The organism is Aquabacterium sp. A08 (genome assembly GCF_011742065.1).
This window is the reverse complement of sequence record NZ_JAAQQT010000616.1, coordinates 1-18,189: the sequence shown is the minus strand read 5'-3', so window position 1 is coordinate 18,189 and position 18,189 is coordinate 1. Positions and strand designations below refer to the sequence as shown.

At 66.1% G+C, this 18,189-nt stretch carries 15 protein-coding genes, 1 tRNA gene and 1 pseudogene; 8 read left to right on the top strand and 9 right to left on the bottom strand.

Going from position 1 to position 18,189, the window contains the following annotated elements; all coding sequences use genetic code 11:
• Positions 1–27 precede the first annotated feature (27 nt).
• Positions 28–957, top strand: coding sequence for an SDR family oxidoreductase (locus HA630_RS10675; RefSeq protein WP_166834606.1), 930 nt, complete (start codon positions 28–30; stop codon positions 955–957).
• Here HA630_RS10675 and HA630_RS10670 read toward each other — a convergent pair.
• Together HA630_RS10670 and HA630_RS10665 are read right to left on the bottom strand one after the other, a co-directional pair.
• Positions 930–1,910, bottom strand: a complete 981-nt coding sequence (locus tag HA630_RS10670) for a calcium/sodium antiporter (RefSeq protein ID WP_166834604.1) — start codon at positions 1,908–1,910, stop codon at positions 930–932. The genes HA630_RS10675 and HA630_RS10670 overlap by 28 nt on opposite strands.
• Before the next feature lie 353 nt (positions 1,911–2,263).
• Positions 2,264–3,364 (bottom strand): type I restriction endonuclease, encoded by a 1,101-nt coding sequence (locus HA630_RS10665; protein WP_166834602.1) that lies wholly within the window; start codon positions 3,362–3,364, stop codon positions 2,264–2,266.
• A gap of 213 nt (positions 3,365–3,577) precedes the next feature.
• Between HA630_RS10665 and HA630_RS10660 the strand changes: the two genes are divergently transcribed.
• Positions 3,578–4,159: a recombinase family protein gene (locus HA630_RS10660; RefSeq protein ID WP_166834600.1), complete on the top strand. Its 582-nt coding sequence runs from the start codon at positions 3,578–3,580 to the stop codon at positions 4,157–4,159.
• Between the two features lie 611 nt (positions 4,160–4,770).
• Here the strand turns inward: HA630_RS10660 and HA630_RS10655 are convergent.
• Together HA630_RS10655 and HA630_RS10650 are read right to left on the bottom strand one after the other, a co-directional pair.
• Positions 4,771–6,096, bottom strand: coding sequence for a tyrosine-type recombinase/integrase (locus tag HA630_RS10655; RefSeq protein ID WP_166834598.1), 1,326 nt, complete (start codon positions 6,094–6,096; stop codon positions 4,771–4,773).
• Between the two features lie 113 nt (positions 6,097–6,209).
• Positions 6,210–6,297 (bottom strand) — tRNA-Leu (locus HA630_RS10650).
• Positions 6,298–6,363: 66 nt separating this feature from the next.
• Between HA630_RS10650 and cysM the strand changes: the two genes are divergently transcribed.
• Both cysM and HA630_RS10640 read left to right on the top strand, forming a co-directional pair.
• The gene (gene cysM, locus HA630_RS10645; protein WP_166834596.1) at positions 6,364–7,332 is read left to right on the top strand and encodes a cysteine synthase CysM; all 969 of its coding nucleotides are present in this window, start codon (positions 6,364–6,366) and stop codon (positions 7,330–7,332) included.
• A gap of 93 nt (positions 7,333–7,425) precedes the next feature.
• Positions 7,426–7,653 carry a sulfurtransferase TusA family protein gene (locus tag HA630_RS10640; RefSeq protein ID WP_166834594.1) on the top strand — a complete coding sequence of 76 codons (228 nt, stop codon included), beginning with the start codon at positions 7,426–7,428 and terminating at the stop codon, positions 7,651–7,653.
• Between the two features lie 101 nt (positions 7,654–7,754).
• Here the strand turns inward: HA630_RS10640 and HA630_RS10635 are convergent, their stop codons facing one another.
• Together HA630_RS10635 and HA630_RS10630 are read right to left on the bottom strand one after the other, a co-directional pair.
• Entirely contained in the window at positions 7,755–10,820 is a 3,066-nt protein-coding gene (locus HA630_RS10635; RefSeq protein WP_166834592.1) for a valine--tRNA ligase, read from the bottom strand.
• A gap of 110 nt (positions 10,821–10,930) precedes the next feature.
• Positions 10,931–11,644, bottom strand: a complete 714-nt coding sequence (locus HA630_RS10630) for a pseudouridine synthase (protein WP_166834590.1) — start codon at positions 11,642–11,644, stop codon at positions 10,931–10,933.
• Here HA630_RS10630 and yaaA point away from each other — a divergent pair.
• Genes yaaA through queF form a run of 3 tightly spaced genes read left to right on the top strand, consistent with a single transcriptional unit; the run spans position 11,643 to position 14,200 of the window.
• Complete coding sequence (gene yaaA / locus HA630_RS10625; protein WP_166834588.1) at positions 11,643–12,419, top strand: peroxide stress protein YaaA; 777 nt, start codon at positions 11,643–11,645, stop codon at positions 12,417–12,419. The two genes, HA630_RS10630 and yaaA, sit on opposite strands and share 2 nt — an antisense overlap.
• Positions 12,420–12,436: 17 nt before the next feature.
• The gene (locus tag HA630_RS10620) at positions 12,437–13,333 is read left to right on the top strand and encodes a 2OG-Fe(II) oxygenase (protein ID WP_166834586.1); all 897 of its coding nucleotides are present in this window, start codon (positions 12,437–12,439) and stop codon (positions 13,331–13,333) included.
• A 12-nt stretch (positions 13,334–13,345) separates the two neighbouring features.
• Positions 13,346–14,200 carry an NADPH-dependent 7-cyano-7-deazaguanine reductase QueF gene (gene queF, locus HA630_RS10615; protein WP_166834584.1) on the top strand — a complete coding sequence of 285 codons (855 nt, stop codon included), beginning with the start codon at positions 13,346–13,348 and terminating at the stop codon, positions 14,198–14,200.
• Between the two features lie 61 nt (positions 14,201–14,261).
• On the opposite strand, the gene HA630_RS10610 is transcribed toward queF, so the two are convergent.
• Together HA630_RS10610 and dinB are read right to left on the bottom strand one after the other, a co-directional pair.
• Complete coding sequence (locus HA630_RS10610) at positions 14,262–15,839, bottom strand: PAS domain-containing methyl-accepting chemotaxis protein (RefSeq protein ID WP_166834582.1); 1,578 nt, start codon at positions 15,837–15,839, stop codon at positions 14,262–14,264.
• 187 nt (positions 15,840–16,026) lie between these two features.
• The gene (dinB, locus tag HA630_RS10605; RefSeq protein ID WP_166834580.1) at positions 16,027–17,277 is read right to left on the bottom strand and encodes a DNA polymerase IV; all 1,251 of its coding nucleotides are present in this window, start codon (positions 17,275–17,277) and stop codon (positions 16,027–16,029) included.
• 54 nt (positions 17,278–17,331) lie between these two features.
• Between dinB and HA630_RS10600 the strand changes: the two genes are divergently transcribed.
• Positions 17,332–17,727: a carboxymuconolactone decarboxylase family protein gene (locus tag HA630_RS10600; protein WP_101049508.1), complete on the top strand. Its 396-nt coding sequence runs from the start codon at positions 17,332–17,334 to the stop codon at positions 17,725–17,727.
• A gap of 52 nt (positions 17,728–17,779) precedes the next feature.
• Here the strand turns inward: HA630_RS10600 and HA630_RS10595 are convergent.
• Positions 17,780–18,189 (bottom strand): annotated as a pseudogene (locus tag HA630_RS10595) (endonuclease Q family protein); the annotation flags it as partial.

The window sequence follows — 18,189 nt, the reverse complement described above, 5'->3', positions numbered from 1 at the left end:
TCAAATTTGCGAGGCTGCATGGTCTGGATGGGGGCTTTGCCGGCGCGGTTCCGCCGCGAACGGGTGTTGGTGGTGGGGTGTGGTGACGTGGGGCTGCGCAGCGTGCAGGGGCTGGGCGCGGGCCGGCGTGCCCGGGTGCTGGCCCTGACCTCGTCGCCCGAACGGGTGCCCGGCTTGCGCCAGGCCGGGGTGACGCCTCTGCTGGGCAACCTGGACGACCCGCGCAGCTTGCAGCGCCTGGCGGGGTTGGCCACGCGGGTGCTGCACCTGGCGCCGCCGCCGAACGAGCCGGCCGGCGGGGTGCAAGACCCGCGCAGCCGCGCCCTGGCCCAGGCCCTGGCGCGGCGCGGCCGCCCGGTGCGCCTGGTGTACGGTTCCACCACCGGGGTGTACGGCGACTGCCAGGGCGCCTGGGTGGACGAAACCCGTCCGGTGGCGCCCGACACCCCCCGGGCCCGGCGCCGGGTGGACGCCGAGGGCTACCTGCGTTGGTGGGGCCGAGCCTATGGGGTGGCGGTGGCGGTGCTGCGCATTCCGGGCATCTACGCCCACGACCGGGCCGGCGGCGCCCGCGAGCGCCTGCTGCGGGGCACGCCGGTGCTGCGCCCCGAGGACGACGTGTACACCAACCATGTCCAGGCCGACGACCTGGCCCAGGCCTGCGTGCGCGCGCTCTGGCGCGCCCCGGCGCAGCGGGTGTACCACGCCTGCGACGACACCGACCTGAAGATGGGCGACTACTTCGACCTGGCCGCCGATGTGCTGGGCTTGCCTCGACCCCAACGCATCGCTCGGGCCGAGGCTCCGCACCGGGTGTCGCTGATGGTGCTGAGCTTCATGAACGAGTCGCGCCGCCTGCGCAACGACCGGCTCAAGCGCGAACTGGGCTGGACCCCGCGCTACCCCACGGTGCGCGAGGGGCTGCAGGCTCAGGCCGGGGTGCCCAGGGTGGTGTAGAGCAACCAGGCGGTGTAGCCGGCAAAGGTCAGCACCAGCAGGGCGCCTTCCCAGCGGTTGATACGCCCGGGTTGGCCTTGGTGGCCGTAGCCCAGCACGAACAGCGCCAGCGTCAGGGCGCCCATCACCGCCATGTCGCGCGTCAGCACCGCCGACTCCACCGCCATGGGCTGGATGGCCCCGGCCAGACCCACCACCGCCAAGGTGTTGAACAGGTTGGAGCCCAGCACGTTGCCCAGCGCCAGGTCGTGCTCGTTCTTGCGTGCCGCCGCCACGCACGAGGCCAGTTCGGGCAGCGAAGTGCCCACGGCCACCACAGTCAGACCGATGACCAGGTCGCTCACGCCCAGGCTCTGCGCGATGGTGACCGCGCCCCACACCAGCAGCCGCGAACTGGCGACCAGCAGCAGCAGGCCGGCGGCCAGCCAGAACCAGGCCTTGCCGATGGCCAGGGGGTGGGCGTCGAGCTCGGCCTCGGTTTCGGTGCCCAGGGCGTCGGGTCCGCTGCGCAGCCCTTCACGCACCGACCAGGCCAGCAGCAGGCCGAAGACGCCGAGCAGGATCCAGGCGTCGGTGCGGCCGATGTCGAGGTCCCACACGAGTCCGACCGACAGGGCGGTGATGCCGGCCAGGATGGGCAGTTCCTTGCGCAGGATGCTGGACTGGACCACGATGGGGCTGATGAGCGCCGTCAGGCCCAGGATGAGGGCGATGTTGGCGATGTTGGAGCCGTAGGCGTTGCCCAGCGCGATGCCGGGGCTGCCCTCCATGGCAGACAGCACCGACACCGCCATTTCGGGGGCCGAGGTGCCAAAGCCGACGATGACCACCCCGATGAGCAGGGGCGGCAGGCTGAAATGACGGGCCACGGCGGCCGCGCCGTCGATGAATTTGTCGGCCGACCAGACCAGAATGGCCAGACCCGCCAAAACCGCCAGCAAAGGCATCCACATGGTTCAGTTCCTGTGCGTTGGGAAAACAAAGAAAAAGGGCAACATCTTGTGAATGTTGCCCTTTTTAGAGTTTGGTGCCGGGGGCCGGACCTCAGGCACCTCAAAAAAATCTCTAAGTGATTGATTTTCAAGAACTTCTTTGTGGAAGTTGATGAATAACTACCACGGATATTACCACGCAAGGTGATGACCCCAGCGACTCAAGTGGCGGTGTGGCGGTGTGGCGTCACTGTGTGGTGGTCAAACCATCGTGGGTGGGAACATTTTCCGAACAAATCTCAGCCACGACCAGCATTGAGCGAATACCGTGAATCCCCCCGTGCCCGGGTGGCAAGGGCCGGCAATTTTGGGGCTTACTTATCCTTGGGCAGGTACTGCTGGATGCTCGCAAGGACGGACGCCTTGTGCTTGAAGAGGTCAGTGAGTCGTTCAATGTCGTGCTTTGTCTCACCGTCTTCAATGAAGATCCCAACTTGAAGGGCCTTCTTCCTGTTGAAGTACAGGCGGGCAATCGGTCGGCGGTTGTTGTCTTTGTAAAGGATCGCGCAGTAGGACTTCGCATCCCTCATCACGATATCCTCGGGATCGACGATCTCGGACCCAATCGCTTGGATGATTCGATGGGCCGCCACTTCTTCTTCTGTGGTGATGATTTCACGGTCATCCGACGACGCATCTTGCGTTACTTCGTTCGGAGTTGCAGATGCGGGTGCAGATGTGGGCGTGACCACAGCAGGCGCATCGGTCATGGCTGACTTCAACCGCAAGTTGATTGAGTCATTCATGAATGCTTCCAAGGCCCGACGAGTCAATTCCGTGTACTGTTCCTTGACCTGAGCAGTGAATCTGGCGCCGGGCAAGACACGACTTACCAGCAAACGTACCAAGTCTTCCGATGGACTGGCAAACTCATTCCGAATCTCTGTCAAGAGAGCGCGGAGGTACTTGAGGTTGCTTGCCGTGCTGACGATGGTCTCGACATCAAACCCGGGCTTGCTGAACTTCTTGAGTTCGTTCACAGCAGCTTCGTTGAAGTCCAGCAGATTGAACTCAAAGAAAGGCCGTTCGTCCATCTTGTTGGGCGCCTCCAAGTCCGTGTAGAACAAGTACCTTGCCCCATCAGTCAAAACACCGAAACGGGCTTCCGTGACCGTGAAGTAGCGGAACAGTTGCCCAGCGTGCTTGGCTTCGAGAGGTGCATCAACCTGCTTGCACTCGATCAAGATCATGATCTTGTTGTCGAGCTTGATCGCATAGTCAACCTTCTCCCCCTTCTTCACTCCATGATCAGCGGTGTGTTCTGGGATGACCTCTGCGGGGTTGAAAACGTCATAGCCAAGAGCCTGAATGAAGGGGAGGATGAATGCCGTTTTCACAGCCTCCTCCGTCTTCACATGATCGCGCTGCCTCTTAATGCGGTTGGACAATTCGGTCAAACGGTCGATGAGATCCACAGGCCACTCCACTGTTAGGTTATTGATGTTCTAGTGTATTACCACCAAGGTGATCATTCTGCTGCATAAGTTGGCTCGGAAGGTGCACCCCATGAGCCATCCTTCGGGACCATCCTCCATGTTGGATCAAAGCTGTTGACATTCAATGAGCCACCCTGCAAAATTTGAGCCATAGGTTTTGATCCTATGTGTTCTTGCAGGAGAGAGTGACCCATGTCAGCAGTAATTGCCTATGTCCGTGTCAGCACCGATGACCAGACCACGGAGAACCAGAAGAGGGACATAGAGGCCCGCTACAGCGTTTCCAAGTGGTTTCGGGAGGAAGGTATTTCTGGAGTGATTCCAGCCGCTCAGCGGCCCGCTATGGCCCAGCTTCTGGCCTATGTGCGGGAGGGTGACACAGTGATCGTGACAGCCATCGATCGACTCGGACGCAACACCATCGACGTACTGACCACGGTCGAAACGCTCAAGGCCAAGGGGGTGTCCTTGGTGTCCATGCGGGAGGGGTTCGACTTGGCAACCCCAGCAGGAGAGTTCATGCTCACCATGCTTGCCGCTGTGGCGAAGCTGGAGAGGGATAACATCAAGGCCCGACAGATGGCCGGGATTGAGAGGGCGAGGGCTGAAGGTAAGAACCTTGGGCGAGAGAAGGTGATCGACGATGCCACGGTGGCCCAGTGGCGAGACGACAGCAGCGCCAGCATCAAGGCCACGGCGGATCACTTCGGTATCTCGACGGCATCGGTCAAGAGGGCGTGTCAGGCGTTGAGGTCCGCTTTGCCTGCTCGATAGACGGCATCATCTGTGCAGGAAGCCCAAAAAGCCGCTCAGAGGCCCGCTATGGCCTTTTTCTTCGCTTTGAGTAGGGTGGGTTCCATCTCAATCAAAAACGGCTCCTCATGGCTTTTGGGTGGCTTTATGGTGGCTTCTGTTCTGGGGCATCCATCGATCACAGTCACGCTATTACCACACAGTTATGGGGGAGAAACTCCTCCGGGGAACTCAAGGTGCGCTCGGTGAAGACTGCGTACTCGTTCCCGCTAACTGGCACTTTACGTCTCTGACTCTTCGTTGTGGACCGTGGTCCTACCCCAAACGGGTAGTTGACCCACCGCACCGGGGGGAACATCAGACACGAGAGGTAGGGGAGGTGGTAGCCCCCTGTCGAACTCGGACGACCCATCAAGTCATGGGGTGTGCTGGGTAGCGGGGAATCTAAGGTGGCTGGTGAAGACTTCCTCTTCAGTTTCACCTTAGGTTCCCTACAGTGTTACCGAACAGTTGGTGGTGATGATGATTTACTCACGATCCAGTTCTAACCTCGTCAACCTCTCATGACCTCTGCCCCTTCTTCGGGGAGCCTGTCCAAAAACAGGCTGTCATGGGAGGTTTTTTTTACTGACCTATAGCCCCACCTTTTCCAGCCACTCACGCTTGATCTCAAGCCCATGACCATACCCGTACTTGTCCCCCACATCTTTTGACGCATGACCGTCGATGGCAAAAAGCACCTCTCTTGGACACCCAGCGTTACGAAGTCTGTCAGCGAGTGTGTGGCGGAAGCAATGGGAGGTGCCGTCCGTGACAGCCTGCCTGATGAACTTGTTGGCTGCACCTGAGGCTGAGTCGGCCTTGCACCCCTTGTCGGAGGTGTAGCGAGGAAAGGCGAACCGCTGCCCCGGCCTGACGCTGCTCACGATCCGCTGCGCGGCCCATAGGGACGCACCCACCAGTGGCACCTTACGGGCGCTGCCTTCGTTCTTGAGAGAGCGCCAAGGGTGTTCCTGAATGACGATGTGGGGGACTGGGTGATCAAGCACGATGTCAGACAAGGCCAAGCCAGCCACTTCAGCAATCCTTGGCCCAGTGTCGATCATCAAGGCTACCAGCCAGCGAAGGTCATCATCAAGCGATTGACACTGGCGATAGATGGTCTGAAGCTCATCGCCTGTGAACACCTTGCGCTTGATCTTGTCCTTGCCCTCATCGGGTATGGCAAGCCGGGCGAAGGGGTTAGCTATCGTTAGGCTGTTTTCGTGAATCCATGTGTTGAAGATGGCAGTCAGCACATTCAACCGACGCCTGACAGTTGTTGTCTTCTGCCCAGCTTCTAGGCACTTCTCTACGTACAGGCGAGCGTCTGCCCTGACGAATGTGTCTATGGGCTTATCGCCAACGATAGCAGTCAGGCCGTTCATCGTCCGGGTCTGGTCCTCAACGAACTTCGCATTGTTGCGGCGTTTGTGAACGCTGAGGTACAGGGCTAGTGCATCAGATAAGCGGGTGTCCTTCTTGCCAGACAATCTTCGACCAGCCTCGATCTCTACTGGTGTCAGATACTGCTCCGAATCCGCATACTCGTAGGCGTGTTCTGGGTCTTCCTGCCTTGCTGCCCACTCTTGTTTTTTCTCGTCAATGTGGTCACGCAGGAGTTCCAGCGCCATCGGATCGTTGTCCTGACTGAACGGCTTCAGTCCCCATCCCTCAAGCCACTTGTCCGCATGGACTGCCAGTGCCTTTGGTGAAAGTTCAGGCGCAGTCCTCATGGCCTCCCACTCGGACTCGTAGTGCCTGTTGAGTCGCTCAACCTTTCGGGCCACTTTGAGCGGGTCCGAGGTCTTCAGGTTGACTTTGACGTTTTTGTTCGGGTAACGGTCGTGCAGATCAGCGGGGACGGCACGTTGGTAGAAGACAGTGTTACCTCGGGTGTAGGTGTACTTGATCTTCACTTGCAAGGGGCCAAATGTCAGGAGCATGGGGCAGAACTACCACAGTTTCTACCACAAAGAAGCTCGCTACAAAGGAAAAAGCCTAAGTAGATCAACTACTTAGGCTTTTTTGATGGTGCCGGGGGCCGGACTCGAACCGGCACGGAGGATTACTCCGGCAGATTTTGAATCTGCTGCGTCTACCAATTTCGCCACTCCGGCTGCATAGCAGACCGAAATTATGTCACACCGCTGGGCGGTTCTTTGGCCTCGGTGCAAAATCCTGCCATGAGCACCGCCAAACCCACCCCCGCCACCGCCCCGGCCCGCAAGCCGGCCGCCCGCCGCAAGCCGCGCAGCTACCCCACCATCGAAGCCGCGATCGGCAACACCCCGTTGGTGGCGCTGCAGCGCATCGGCGCCGAGGCCAACCGCGCACGGGGCAACGTGGTGCTGGGCAAGCTCGAAGGCAACAACCCCGCCGGTTCGGTGAAGGACCGCCCGGCGCTGTCCATGATCCAGCGCGCGCAGGAGCGCGGCGAAATCGCCCCCGGCGACACCCTGATCGAGGCGACCTCGGGCAACACCGGCATCGCGCTGGCCATGGCCGCCGCCATCAAGGGCTACCGCATGGTGCTGATCATGCCGGAGGACCTGAGCATCGAGCGCGCCCAGACCATGAAGGCGTTTGGCGCGGAGCTGATCCTGACGCCCAAGAGCGGCGGCATGGAGTACGCGCGCGACCTGGCCGACAAGATGGTGGCCGAGGGCAAGGGCAAGGTGCTGGACCAGTTCGCCAACCCGGACAACCCGCGCATCCACTATGAAACCACCGGACCGGAGCTGTGGGCGCAGACCGGTGGGCAGATCACCCACTTCGTCAGTGCCATGGGCACCACCGGCACCATCACCGGGGTGTCGCGCTTCCTGAAGGAAAAGAACCCGGCGATCCGCATCATCGGCGCGCAGCCCAGCGAGGGCTCGCGCATTCCCGGCATCCGCAAATGGCCGCAGGCGTACCTGCCCAAAATTTACGACCCCACAGGCGTGGACGAGCTGGTGTACGTGAGCCAGGCCGACGCCGAGGAGATGTGCCGCAGGCTGGCGCGGGAGGAGGGCATTTTTGCCGGTATCTCGGCCGCGGGGGCCTGTTGGGTGGCCCAGCAGATCGCGGCGCAGGTGGAGCACGCCACCATTGCGTTTGTGGTGTGCGACCGGGGCGACCGCTACCTGTCCACCGGGGTGTTCCCGGCCTGAGCCGGGCCCGTGTGGCGGTTGGGGGGGCATAGCGTGGGCGTCAGCGCTTGGCAAGGCCTCGGCTTACAATCTCGGGCGTAAAGGACACCGACCATGAACGTTGACCGCGAACTCGACGCGCGGGGCTTGAACTGCCCGCTGCCCATCCTGAAAGCCAAGAAGGCGCTGGCCGAAATGACCAGCGGCCAGACCCTGAAGGTGATCGCCACCGACTCGGGGTCGGTGCGCGACTTCCAGGCGTTTGCCAAACAGACCGGCAACGAACTGGTGGAGCAGGACGCCGCCGGCCCGGACTACGTGTCGGTGCTGCGCCGCCGCTGAAGCCGCTGTTGGCCGCGGCCTGCGGTTGCGCATGCGCCCATGAAAAAACCGCCCATGGAGGCGGTTTTTTCATGGTGCAGAGCCCCCGCGGGGGGCCGCGGTCAGCCCAGGCGTTGCAGTTGTTCCTGCAGCTTGGCCACGGTGGCGCTGAAGTCGGCCAGGCGCTTCTTTTCCTGGTCGATCACCGCCGGCGGGGCCTTGGCCACGAAGGCCTCGTTGCCCAGCTTGCTGTTGGCTTTGGTGATCTCGCCTTGCAGGCGGGCCACTTCCTTGGCCAAGCGCGCTTTTTCGGCCACCACGTCGATTTCCATGAACAGGCACAGGCGGGCATCGCCCACGACCGCCACCGGGGCGGCCTGGGCGGCGGCGCTCCAGCTGGCTTCGTCGGCAAACACCTGCACCTCGCTCAGCTTGGCCAGCGCCTGCAGCACCGGGGCCACGCCGTTCAGGAAGGCGGCGCCTTCGGCGGTGCCCGCCACCGCATACAGGGGCAGGCGCTGGGCCGGTGACACGTTCATTTCGCCGCGCAGGTTGCGGCAGGCGTCCACCAGGGCCTTGAGCTGGGCCACATGGGCTTCGGCGGCCTCGTCGATGCGGCTGGGCTCGCTCACCGGGTAGGCGGCGATGCCGACCGACGCTCCCGCGCGGCCGGCCACCGGCGCCACCTTCTGCCACAGCTCTTCGGTGATGAAGGGAATGATGGGGTGCGCCAGGCGCAGAATGGTTTCGAGCGTGCGGATCAGTGTGCGGCGGGTGCCGCGCTGCTGCTCGGGCGTACCGGTCTGGATTTGCACCTTGGCGATTTCCAGGTACCAGTCGCAGAACTCGTTCCAGACGAAGTCGTAAATCGTGTTGGCGACGTTGTCCAGCCGGTAGTCGGCAAAGCCCTTGGCCACCTCGGCCTCGATCCGCTGCAGGCGCGAGACGATCCAGCGGTCGGGCTGGCTGAAGTGCAGGTAGCCACCACCCGGCACGCACTGGTCGGCGGTGTGGTCGCCCAGGCCGCAGTCGTGGCCTTCGCAGTTCATCAGCGCGAAGCGGGTGGCGTTCCACAGCTTGTTGCAGAAGTTGCGGTAGCCCTCGCAGCGTTTGCTGTCGAAGTTGATGCTGCGGCCGAGCGAGGCCAGCGCCGCGAAGGTGAAGCGCAGGGCGTCGGCGCCGTAGGCGGGGATGCCGTCGGGGAATTCCTTTTCGGTCTGCTTGCGCACCTTGGGCGCGGTTTCGGGCTTGCGCAGGCCGGTGGTGCGTTTGTCCAGCAGTTCGGGCAGGGCGATGCCGTCGATCAGGTCCACCGGGTCGAGCACGTTGCCCTCGGACTTGCTCATCTTCTGGCCCTGCGCGTCGCGCACCAGGCCGTGGATGTAGACGTGCTTGAACGGCACTTGGCCAGTGAAGTGGGTGGTCATCATGATCATCCGGGCGACCCAGAAGAAGATGATGTCGTAGCCGGTGACCAGCACGCTGCTGGGCAGGTAGAGGTCGTAATCTTGAAGGCCATGGGCGTTGGCAGGCACGCCGCTGTCAGCACCGGACGCGCCCGGGCTCATCCGTCCTGCGGCCGGGAAATCGCCCGGTTCGCGCCCGGCGCCGCCAGCGGCTTCCTGGTGGGTGACCGCTTTGGGCCAGCCCAGGGTGCTGAAGGGCACCAGGGCGCTGGAGTACCAGGTGTCGAGCACGTCGTCGTCGCGCTTCAGGCCGCCGGCCAGCAGGGCGGTGCGCTGGGTTTCACTGAGGTTGGCGGCGTAGGCTTGCAGTTGAGTCAGTGCTTCGTCGGCGTTGTGAGCCACATACACGTTGCCTTCCACGTCGTACCAGGCGGGAATCTGGTGGCCCCACCACAGCTGGCGGGAAATGCACCAGTCCTGGATGTTGTTCATCCACTGGTTGTAGGTGTTGACCCAGTTTTCGGGCACGAAGGTCACCTGGCCGCTTTGCACGGCGTCGATGGCTTTTTGCGCGATGCTCTTGCCGGTCGGGTCCTGTTCGCTGACCTTGCTCATGGCGACGAACCACTGGTCGGTCAGCATGGGCTCGACCACCTGGCCGGTGCGGGCGCAGCGCGGCACCATGAGCTTGTGCTTCTTCACTTCCACCAGCAGGCCGGCGGCTTCCAGGTCGGCCACGATGGCTTTGCGGGCCACGAAGCGGTCCAGGCCGCGGTACTTCGCGGGGCCGTGGTCGTTGATCTTGGCGTCCAGCGTCAGCACGCCGATCAGGGGCAGCTGGTGGCGCTGGCCCACGGCGTAGTCGTTGGCATCGTGTGCGGGGGTGACCTTCACCACGCCGGTGCCGAATGCGCGGTCCACGTAGTCGTCGGCGATCACCGGAATCTCGCGGTCGCACAGCGGCAGCTTCACGTACTGGCCGATCAGGTGGGCGTAGCGTTCGTCTTCGGGGTGCACCATCACGGCCACGTCGCCCAGCAGCGTCTCGGGTCGGGTGGTGGCCACCACCAGCTGGCCTTCGCCGCTGGCCAGGGGGTAGGCAATGTGCCAGAGCGAGCCGTCTTCCTCTTCGCTCTCCACTTCCAGGTCGCTCACCGCGCTCATCAGCACCGGGTCCCAGTTGACCAGGCGCTTGCCGCGGTAGATCAGGCCCTGCTGGTAGAGCTTGACGAAGGTCTCGGTCACCACCTTGGAGAGCTTGTCGTCCATGGTGAAGTACTCGCGCGTCCAGTCCACGCTGTCGCCCATGCGGCGCATTTGGTTGGTGATGGTGTTGCCCGACTGCTCTTTCCATTCCCACACCTTGGCCACGAAGTTCTTGCGCGCTTCTTCGGGCGTGGGGCCCATGTCGTGGCGGCTGATGCCTTGGCCCTGCAGCTGGCGCTCTACCACGATCTGGGTGGCGATGCCGGCGTGGTCGGTGCCCGGCACCCACACGGTGTTGAACCCGGCCATGCGGTGGTAGCGCGTCAACGAGTCCATGATGGTCTGGTTGAAGGCATGGCCCATGTGCAGCGTGCCGGTCACGTTGGGCGGCGGCAGCTGGATGGCGAAGTTCTTCCCGGCCGCGGCGGCTTCGGCGCTGGGCTGGGCGGTGCCCCGGAAGCCGGCCACGCCGTAGCCCCGGCGCTCCCACTCGGGGCCCCAGTGGGCCTCCAGCGCGGCGGGCTCGAACGATTTGGACAGGGCTTGCAGGCCGGGTTGGGCGATGGCGTCGGACATGGCGGATGAGGGGAAAAACAGGACAGGGCGACCCACCCGCGCGGGGCGCGGGCCGGCGCCGTGGGGCGCGGTCGGATGGGGCGATTTTACGGGGTGGCCCCCGCTGGGGTTCAGGCCGTGGGCGCCGGGTGGGTCCAGGTGCGCCACAGGTCCCAGGCGGAGGACAGCGGCGCCTGGATGTCCAGCGGGGCCTGGGTCACCGGGTGCGTCAGCCGCAGCCGGCTGGCGTGCAGCCACAGCCGTTGCAGGCCCAGCCGTTCGGCCAGGGCCCGGTTCAGCGGCCCTTTGCCGTGGGTGGCGTCGCCCACGATGGGGTGGGCGATGTGCTTGAGGTGGCGCCGCAGCTGGTGGCGGCGGCCGGTGTGGGGTTCCAGCGCCACCAGGGCGCAGCGGGTGGTGGCAAAGTGGCCCTGGGGCAGCGGCAAGCTGTAGTGGACCAGGGTTTGGTAGTCGGTGCGTGCGGCCTGCACCTCGGTGCGCGGCTGGCGCATGTCGTCGGGCAGGCGCTTGAGCGGGTGGTCGATGCGGCCGGCGTCGGCCGGCCAGCCACGCACCACGGCGTGGTAGCTTTTGCGCAAGCCCTCGCCGTGCTCAAAGGCCAGGCCCAGGGCGCGCGCGGTGTCGGCGTCCAGCGCGAACAGCAGCACGCCGCTGGTGCCTTTGTCCAGCCGGTGCGCCGGCCAGACCGGGCGGCCCAGTTGGTCGCGCAGCAGTTGCAGGGCGAAGCGGGTTTCGCCCGCGTCCAGCCCGGTGCGGTGCACCAGCAGGCCCGCGGGCTTGTCCACGGATACCAGATAATCGTCTTGATAAAGGATGGTCAGCATGCTGTTTCTATTGTCCCCCGCCAAAGCCCTGGATTACGAGACCCCGCCGGTCACCGACCGGCACACCCAGCCGCTGTTCGTGCCGCAGGCGGCGGAGCTGATCGGGGTGTTGCGCGACAAAACGCCGCAAGACATTGCCACGCTGATGGACCTGAGCGACCCGCTGGCCGGCCTGAACGTGGCCCGCTACCAGGCCTGGGTGCCCGAATTCACCCCGCAGAACGCCAAGCCCGCGGTGCTGGCCTTCAACGGCGACGTGTACGAGGGCCTGGACGCCAAGACCCTGAGCGAAGACCAGTTGCAGTGGGCGCAGGCGCACGTCTGCATCCTCAGCGGCCTGTACGGCGTGCTGCGCCCGCTGGACCTGATGCAGCCCTACCGGCTGGAAATGGGCACCCGCCTGGCCACCGCCCGTGGCAAGAACCTGTACCAGTTCTGGGGCACCCAGATCGCCGACTACCTGAACCAGCGCGCCGCCGCCGAACTGGCGCCGGTGGTGGTCAACCTCGCCAGCGAGGAGTACTTCAAGGCGGTGGACAAAAAGGCACTGAAACCGCGCGTGGTGACCTGCGTGTTCGAGGAGTTCAAGACCGGTAAATACAAGGTCATCAGCTTCATGGCCAAGCGCGCGCGCGGCCTGATGGTGCGCCACGCGGTGGAGCGCGGCGCCGAGACGGTGGACGACCTCAAGACCTTCGACCGCGAAGGCTACACCTACGTGCCCGCCGCGTCCGAGCCGGACCGGCTGGTGTTCCGCCGCGACGCCCAACGGTGAGCCGACCGGGAGCCGCCATGTCGCAGACCGTGACCCCCGAGTTGCGCGCCTGGATCGTCGCGCAGGCCACGGCCGGCTTCGCGCCCGACGCCGTGCTGCGGGCCATGGTCGAGGCCGGCTGGACCGAGGCCGTGGCCCTGGACGCGCTGGAGCACACCCTGAGCGAACACCTGGCCCAGCGGGCGCCGGCCCAGCCGGTGTCGCAACCGCCGCGGCGCCGCGCCAGCGCGCCGGCCGACGGCGCGGCGTCCTTTGCCCCCGCCTTGCCCCAGCCCGACCTGCGCGGCGCGCCCCGCCTGCTGGACGCCGGCGACCGCGAGGTGGCGGTGCTGGCCAGCCTGCGCCGGCCGCAGCTGGTGGTGTTCGGCAACCTGCTGGCGCCCGAGGAGTGCGAGGCCCTGGTGGCCGCCGCGCGCCCGCGCATGAGCCGCTCGCTCACCGTGGAAACCCAGACCGGCGGCGAGGCCCTGAACGCCGACCGCACCAGCCAGGGCATGTTTTTCCGCCGCGGCGAAACCGAGCTGATCGCCCGCATCGAGGCGCGCATCGCCCGGCTGCTGCACTGGCCGGTGTCGCACGGCGAGGGCCTGCAGGTGCTGCAGTACCGCCCCGGTGCCGAATACAAGCCGCACTACGACTATTTCGACCCGCGCGAGCCCGGCACGGCCAAAATCACCCAGCGCGGTGGCCAGCGCGTGGCGACGCTGGTGATATACCTGAACGAGCCGGTGCGCGGCGGCGGCACCACCTTCCCCGACGTGGGCCTGGAGGTGGCGCCGCAGCGCGGCAACGCCGTCTTTTTTGCCTACGACCGCCCGCACCCCGCCACCCAGACGCTGCACGGCGGCGCCCCCGTGCTCGAAGGCGAGAAGTGGGTGGCCACCAAGTGGCTGCGCGAGCGCGAGTTCACCTGACCCTGCCTGCCCATGACCTCTGCCCCCCGCCCCGAAGATTCCCAGTTGGGCAAGGCCTCGGCCTACGCCGACCGCTACGACCCGGGCCTGCTGTTCCCGCTGCCGCGCGCGCCCAAGCGCGCGGAAATCGGCATCGCCGGCGCGCCGCCTTTCCTGGGCGCCGACCTGTGGACCGCGTTCGAGCTGAGCTGGCTCAACCCGCGCGGCAAGCCGCAGGTGGCCCTCGCCCACATCACCGTGCCTTGCGAGACGCCCAACATCGTCGAGAGCAAGTCCTTCAAGCTTTACCTGAACAGCTTCAACCAGAGCGTGTTCGACGACGCCGAGGCGGTGCAGACCCGGCTGCGTGCCGACCTGGCCGAGGCGGTGTGGCGTGGCGCGGGCCGCCAGGGCAGCGTGGGTGTGCGCGTGCTGACCCCGGCCCAGTGGCCGCAGGAGCGTGTGGCCCCGCTGGACGGCCTGAGCCTGGACCGCCTGGACGTGGAGTGCACCCACTACACCCCCGCGCCCGAACTGCTGCGCGCCGACGCCAGCCAGCCTGCGGTGGAGGAAGCGCTGGTGAGCGACCTGCTGAAAAGCAACTGCCTGGTGACCGGCCAGCCCGACTGGGGCAGCGTGCGCATCGCCTACACCGGTGCGCCCATCGACCAGGCCGGCCTGCTGCGCTACCTGGTGAGCTTTCGCAACCACCACGAATTCCACGAGCAGTGCGTCGAGCGCATCTTCATGGACGTGTGGACGCGCTGCCGGCCGACCCGCCTGAGCGTGACCGCGCGCTACACCCGCCGCGGCGGGCTGGACATCAACCCCTGGCGCACCAGCCACCCGCAGCAGCCGCCCGACAACGTGCGCACCGCCCGGCAGTGAGCGCGGGCCGGGGCGGTTGACGGACCGCCTGGCAGGCTGGGGCGGAAACCCGACGGGCGCCTCAGGGCAGGCGAAACACCTCCACCGCGCGCTGCAGGCTCACCGTGCCCTGGCTCAGGTTCTCGGCCGCGGCGGTGGACTGTTCCACCAGCGCCGCGTTCTGCTGGGTCACCGCGTCGAGCTGGGTCACCGCCTCGTTCACCTGGGCGATGCCCTGCGACTGCTCCTGCGTGGCGTTGGTGATCTGCAGCACCAGGTCCGACACCCGCTGCACCTCCTGCACCACGCTGTCGATGGTCTGCGACGCGGCGTGCATCTGCTGCGCGCCTTGGCCCACCTGCTGCACCGAGTCGCTGATGAGGTCGCGGATTTCCTTGGCCGCGGTCGCGCTGCGCTGGGCGAGGGCCCGCACCTCCGAGGCCACCACCGCAAAGCCCCGGCCCTGCTCGCCGGCGCGCGCGGCTTCCACCGCCGCGTTCAGCGCCAGGATGTTGGTCTGGAAGGCGATGCTTTCGATGACGCCGATGATCTCGCTCATCTTGCGCGAGGAGCGTTCGATGTTGTCCATCGACTCGCCCACCGAACGGATCACCCGCTGGCCCTGGGTGGCGGTCTGGCGGCTGTGCTGGGACTGCTGCGCCACCTCGTGGGCGGTGTCGGCGGTCTGGCGCACGGTGCTGGAGAGTTCTTCCATCGACGCCGCGGTTTCCTCCAGGCTGCTGGCCTGCGACTCGGTGCGGGCCGACAGGTCCAGGCTGCCCGCGGCGATTTCCTGCGCCGACTGGCTGAAGCCCGCGATTTCGGTGCGCACGTCGCCGATGACGGCGCGCAGGTTGACCTGCACCTGCACCAGCTTGCGGATGAGCGAGCCCATGGGTTCGGGGTAGCGCCCGCTGACCTGGGTGGTGAGGTTGCAGCTGGCCAGGTCGGCGGCGAACTGGTCGGCCTCGGCCACACCGGCGGCGAACTTGCCCTGGAACCAGGCCATGATGCCGCCGATGCCCAGCAGCATCACCCCCAACTGCAGGCCCAGGCCGGCGAAGTCGCCGACCAGGTCGGGCCGGACGTAGCGCACCACCGCCGGCGCCATGCCCAGCAGGGTGACGGCGCCCAGGGTCAGCGCCAGGCGCTGGCTGAAGGTGGCGTGGCGGTGCGCTTCCAGCCAGCCGCGCCAGCCCAGCAGGCGCACGTGGCCACCTTTCAGCGTGACGGTGGGGCGGCCGCTGTCGCGCTCGCGCGCGATCTGGGCGTACAGGGTTTCGGCGGCCTGGATCTGGTCGCGCGTGGGCTTGACCCGCACCGACAGGTAGCCCACCGGCTTTTTGCCCTGCAGGATGGGCGTGACGTTGGCCACCACCCAGTAGTGGTCGCCGTTCTTGCGGCGGTTTTTCACCAGCCCGGTCCAGGGTTTGCCGCGCCCCACGGTGGCCCACAGGTCCTTGAAGCCCTCGGCCGGCATGTCCGGGTGGCGGATCATGTTGTGGTTCTGCCCGATCAGCTCGTCGTGGCTGTAGCCGCTGACCGACACGAACGCCGAGTTGCAGTGGGTGATGTAGCCCTTGGTGTCGGTGGTGGACACCAGCATTTCCTGGCCGGGGTAGTCGTACTCGATCTGGGTGACGGGCAGGTTCAGCTTCATCGGGGGCACCTTGCGGGGAAGGGGGCGGCGGGGTGTGGGGGCATTCTTGCAGAGCCGGCCCTGGGGGTCAAAGCCTGGCCGGCGTCGGCCGGCGCATTGTGAACGAAAAACCCCTGGGTGGCGACCATATCTGCTGCTTGTGCGACTTTGATCTGTCGGATTTGATGCAAGTCAAGTGGGTGGCGCGTTAGAACAGGCGACCCTGGAGGTCGTCGTGCTCGTCCGGCCGGGCCGTGGGGAGGGGCGCCGCCTCGTCGGGCTCGCCCCGGCGCAGCAGGCCGTCCACCCGCACCCCAAGCAGCCGCAACGGCCGCTCCAGCGGGGCGCGCTTGAGGGCCTGGCGCGCCGCCCACAGGATGGCCTCTGCCTGGTCCACCGGCGCCGGCAGCCGGTGGTGGCGGGTGACGACGCGGAAATCGTCGAAGCGCAGCTTGACCGCCACGCTGCGGCCGCGGTAGCCCTTGCGCTGCAGATCGGCCGCGACCTGTTCGCTCAGCCGGGTGAACTGGGCGCTGAGGTCGGCGCGGTCGCGCACCGGGTGCAGGTTGCGCTCGAAGGTGGTTTCGCGGCTCAGGCTCACCGGCTCGCTGTGGGTGTGCAGCGGCCGGTCGTCGCGGCCCCAGGCGGCGTGGTGCAGCCAGTGGCCCAGGCTCTGGCCGAAATGTTCGAGCAGCGCGTCCAGCGGCTGCGCCGCCAGTTCGCCGATGGTGTGCACGCCCAAGGCCTGCAATTTCTCGTCGGTTTTGGGGCCGATGCCGTTGATTTTCCGGCACGGCAGCGGCCAGATCCGGGGCTCCAGGTCCGCCGGCTGGACGATGGAGATGCCGTTGGGCTTGTTGAACTCGCTGGCCATTTTGGCCAGCAGCTTGTTCGGCGCCACGCCGATCGAGCAGGTCAGGCCGGTGGCGTCGAAAATGCCTTTCTGGATCAGCCGCGCCAGCACCCGGCCGCCCTCGCGCTGGCCGCCAGGCACGTCGGTGAAGTCGATGTAGACCTCGTCGATGCCGCGGTCCTCCATCACCGGCGCGATCTCGGTGATGACGGCCTTGAACGCGCGCGAACAGCGGCGGTAGGCGTCGAAGTCCACCGGCAGCAGGATGGCGTCGGGGCAGCGCTGGGCGGCCTTCATCAGCCCCATGGCCGAGCCCACGCCGTACTGCCGCGCGGCGTAGGTGGCGGTGGTGACCACGCCGCGGCCGGCGTAGTCGCGCAGGCGGGGGAAGGCCGCCACGGGCAGCTCGGCCGGGGCCACACCGGGGTGGGCGCGCTCCAGCGCCGCATCGGCCGCGCGCCGGCCCCCGCCGATCACCAGCGGCAGGCCGGTGAGCTGGGGGTAGCGCAGCAATTCCACCGAGGCATAGAAGGCGTCCATGTCCAGGTGGGCGATACGCCGGGTCGGGCGGGGCGGGCGGGAGGCGTCGGTCACGCTGGCGAGCATAGCGCCGCGGGTGTAGGGCTCCGCTATGCTGTGGTTTTGCAAGGAACACACCCCATGAACCCATCGCACCCCACCCCCAGCAAAGATTTCGACGCCGGCCTGGCCACGCGCAAGCGCGTGATGGGCGAGGACTTCGTCGCCCGCGCCTTCACCGGCCTGACGCCGTTCACCGCCCCCATCCAGGAGTACGTGACCCGCAACGGCTGGGGCGACGTGTGGCAGCGCCCGGGGCTGGATTTGAAAACCCGCAGCCTGATCACCGTGGCCATGCTGACCGCGATGGGCAAGCAGAACGAGCTGAAGGGCCATGTGCGCGGGGCGCTGAACAACGGCGCCACACCCGAGGAGATTCAGGAGGTGCTGCTGCACGCCAGCATCTACTGCGGCCTGCCCACGGCGGTGGAGGCCTTCCGTTCCGCCGCCGAGGTGGTGGACGGCCCCAAGGCCTGAGGTCTGAGGCCGCTGCCGGCCGGGCCACCGAGCTGTCGCGGGGCCCCGCCGCTCAAGGGCGGCTGGGTGGCGGGGCCGGTGGCGGTGCGGTCCCGGTGCCCCCGCCGTGCTGGGGGCTGATCGGGCCGCCGTCTTCATACTGCCGGCGCAGCCGCTCCAGCCCCTGGCGGAAGGCTTCGGCGTCGCCGTGTTCGAAAAAATGCGGGTAGCGCTCGTGCGCCCCGTGCCAGCGCCGCGCGTGCTTGATGGGGCACCAGTACTGCTCGGTGCGGGCCGCGATTTCGCGCGCATACGACACCACGCCGTTGCCGTAAGAACAGTAAAAACAGTTGAACTTCTCGACCGCGTTCAGGTAAGGCAGGTCGGTGCGGTCGAAGACCAGGTGGTCGGCCCGGCGCACCCGGGGGATGCGGTAGATGGGAAAGCACACCGCCTGGTACAGCGAGACGAACGCGTCGAGCA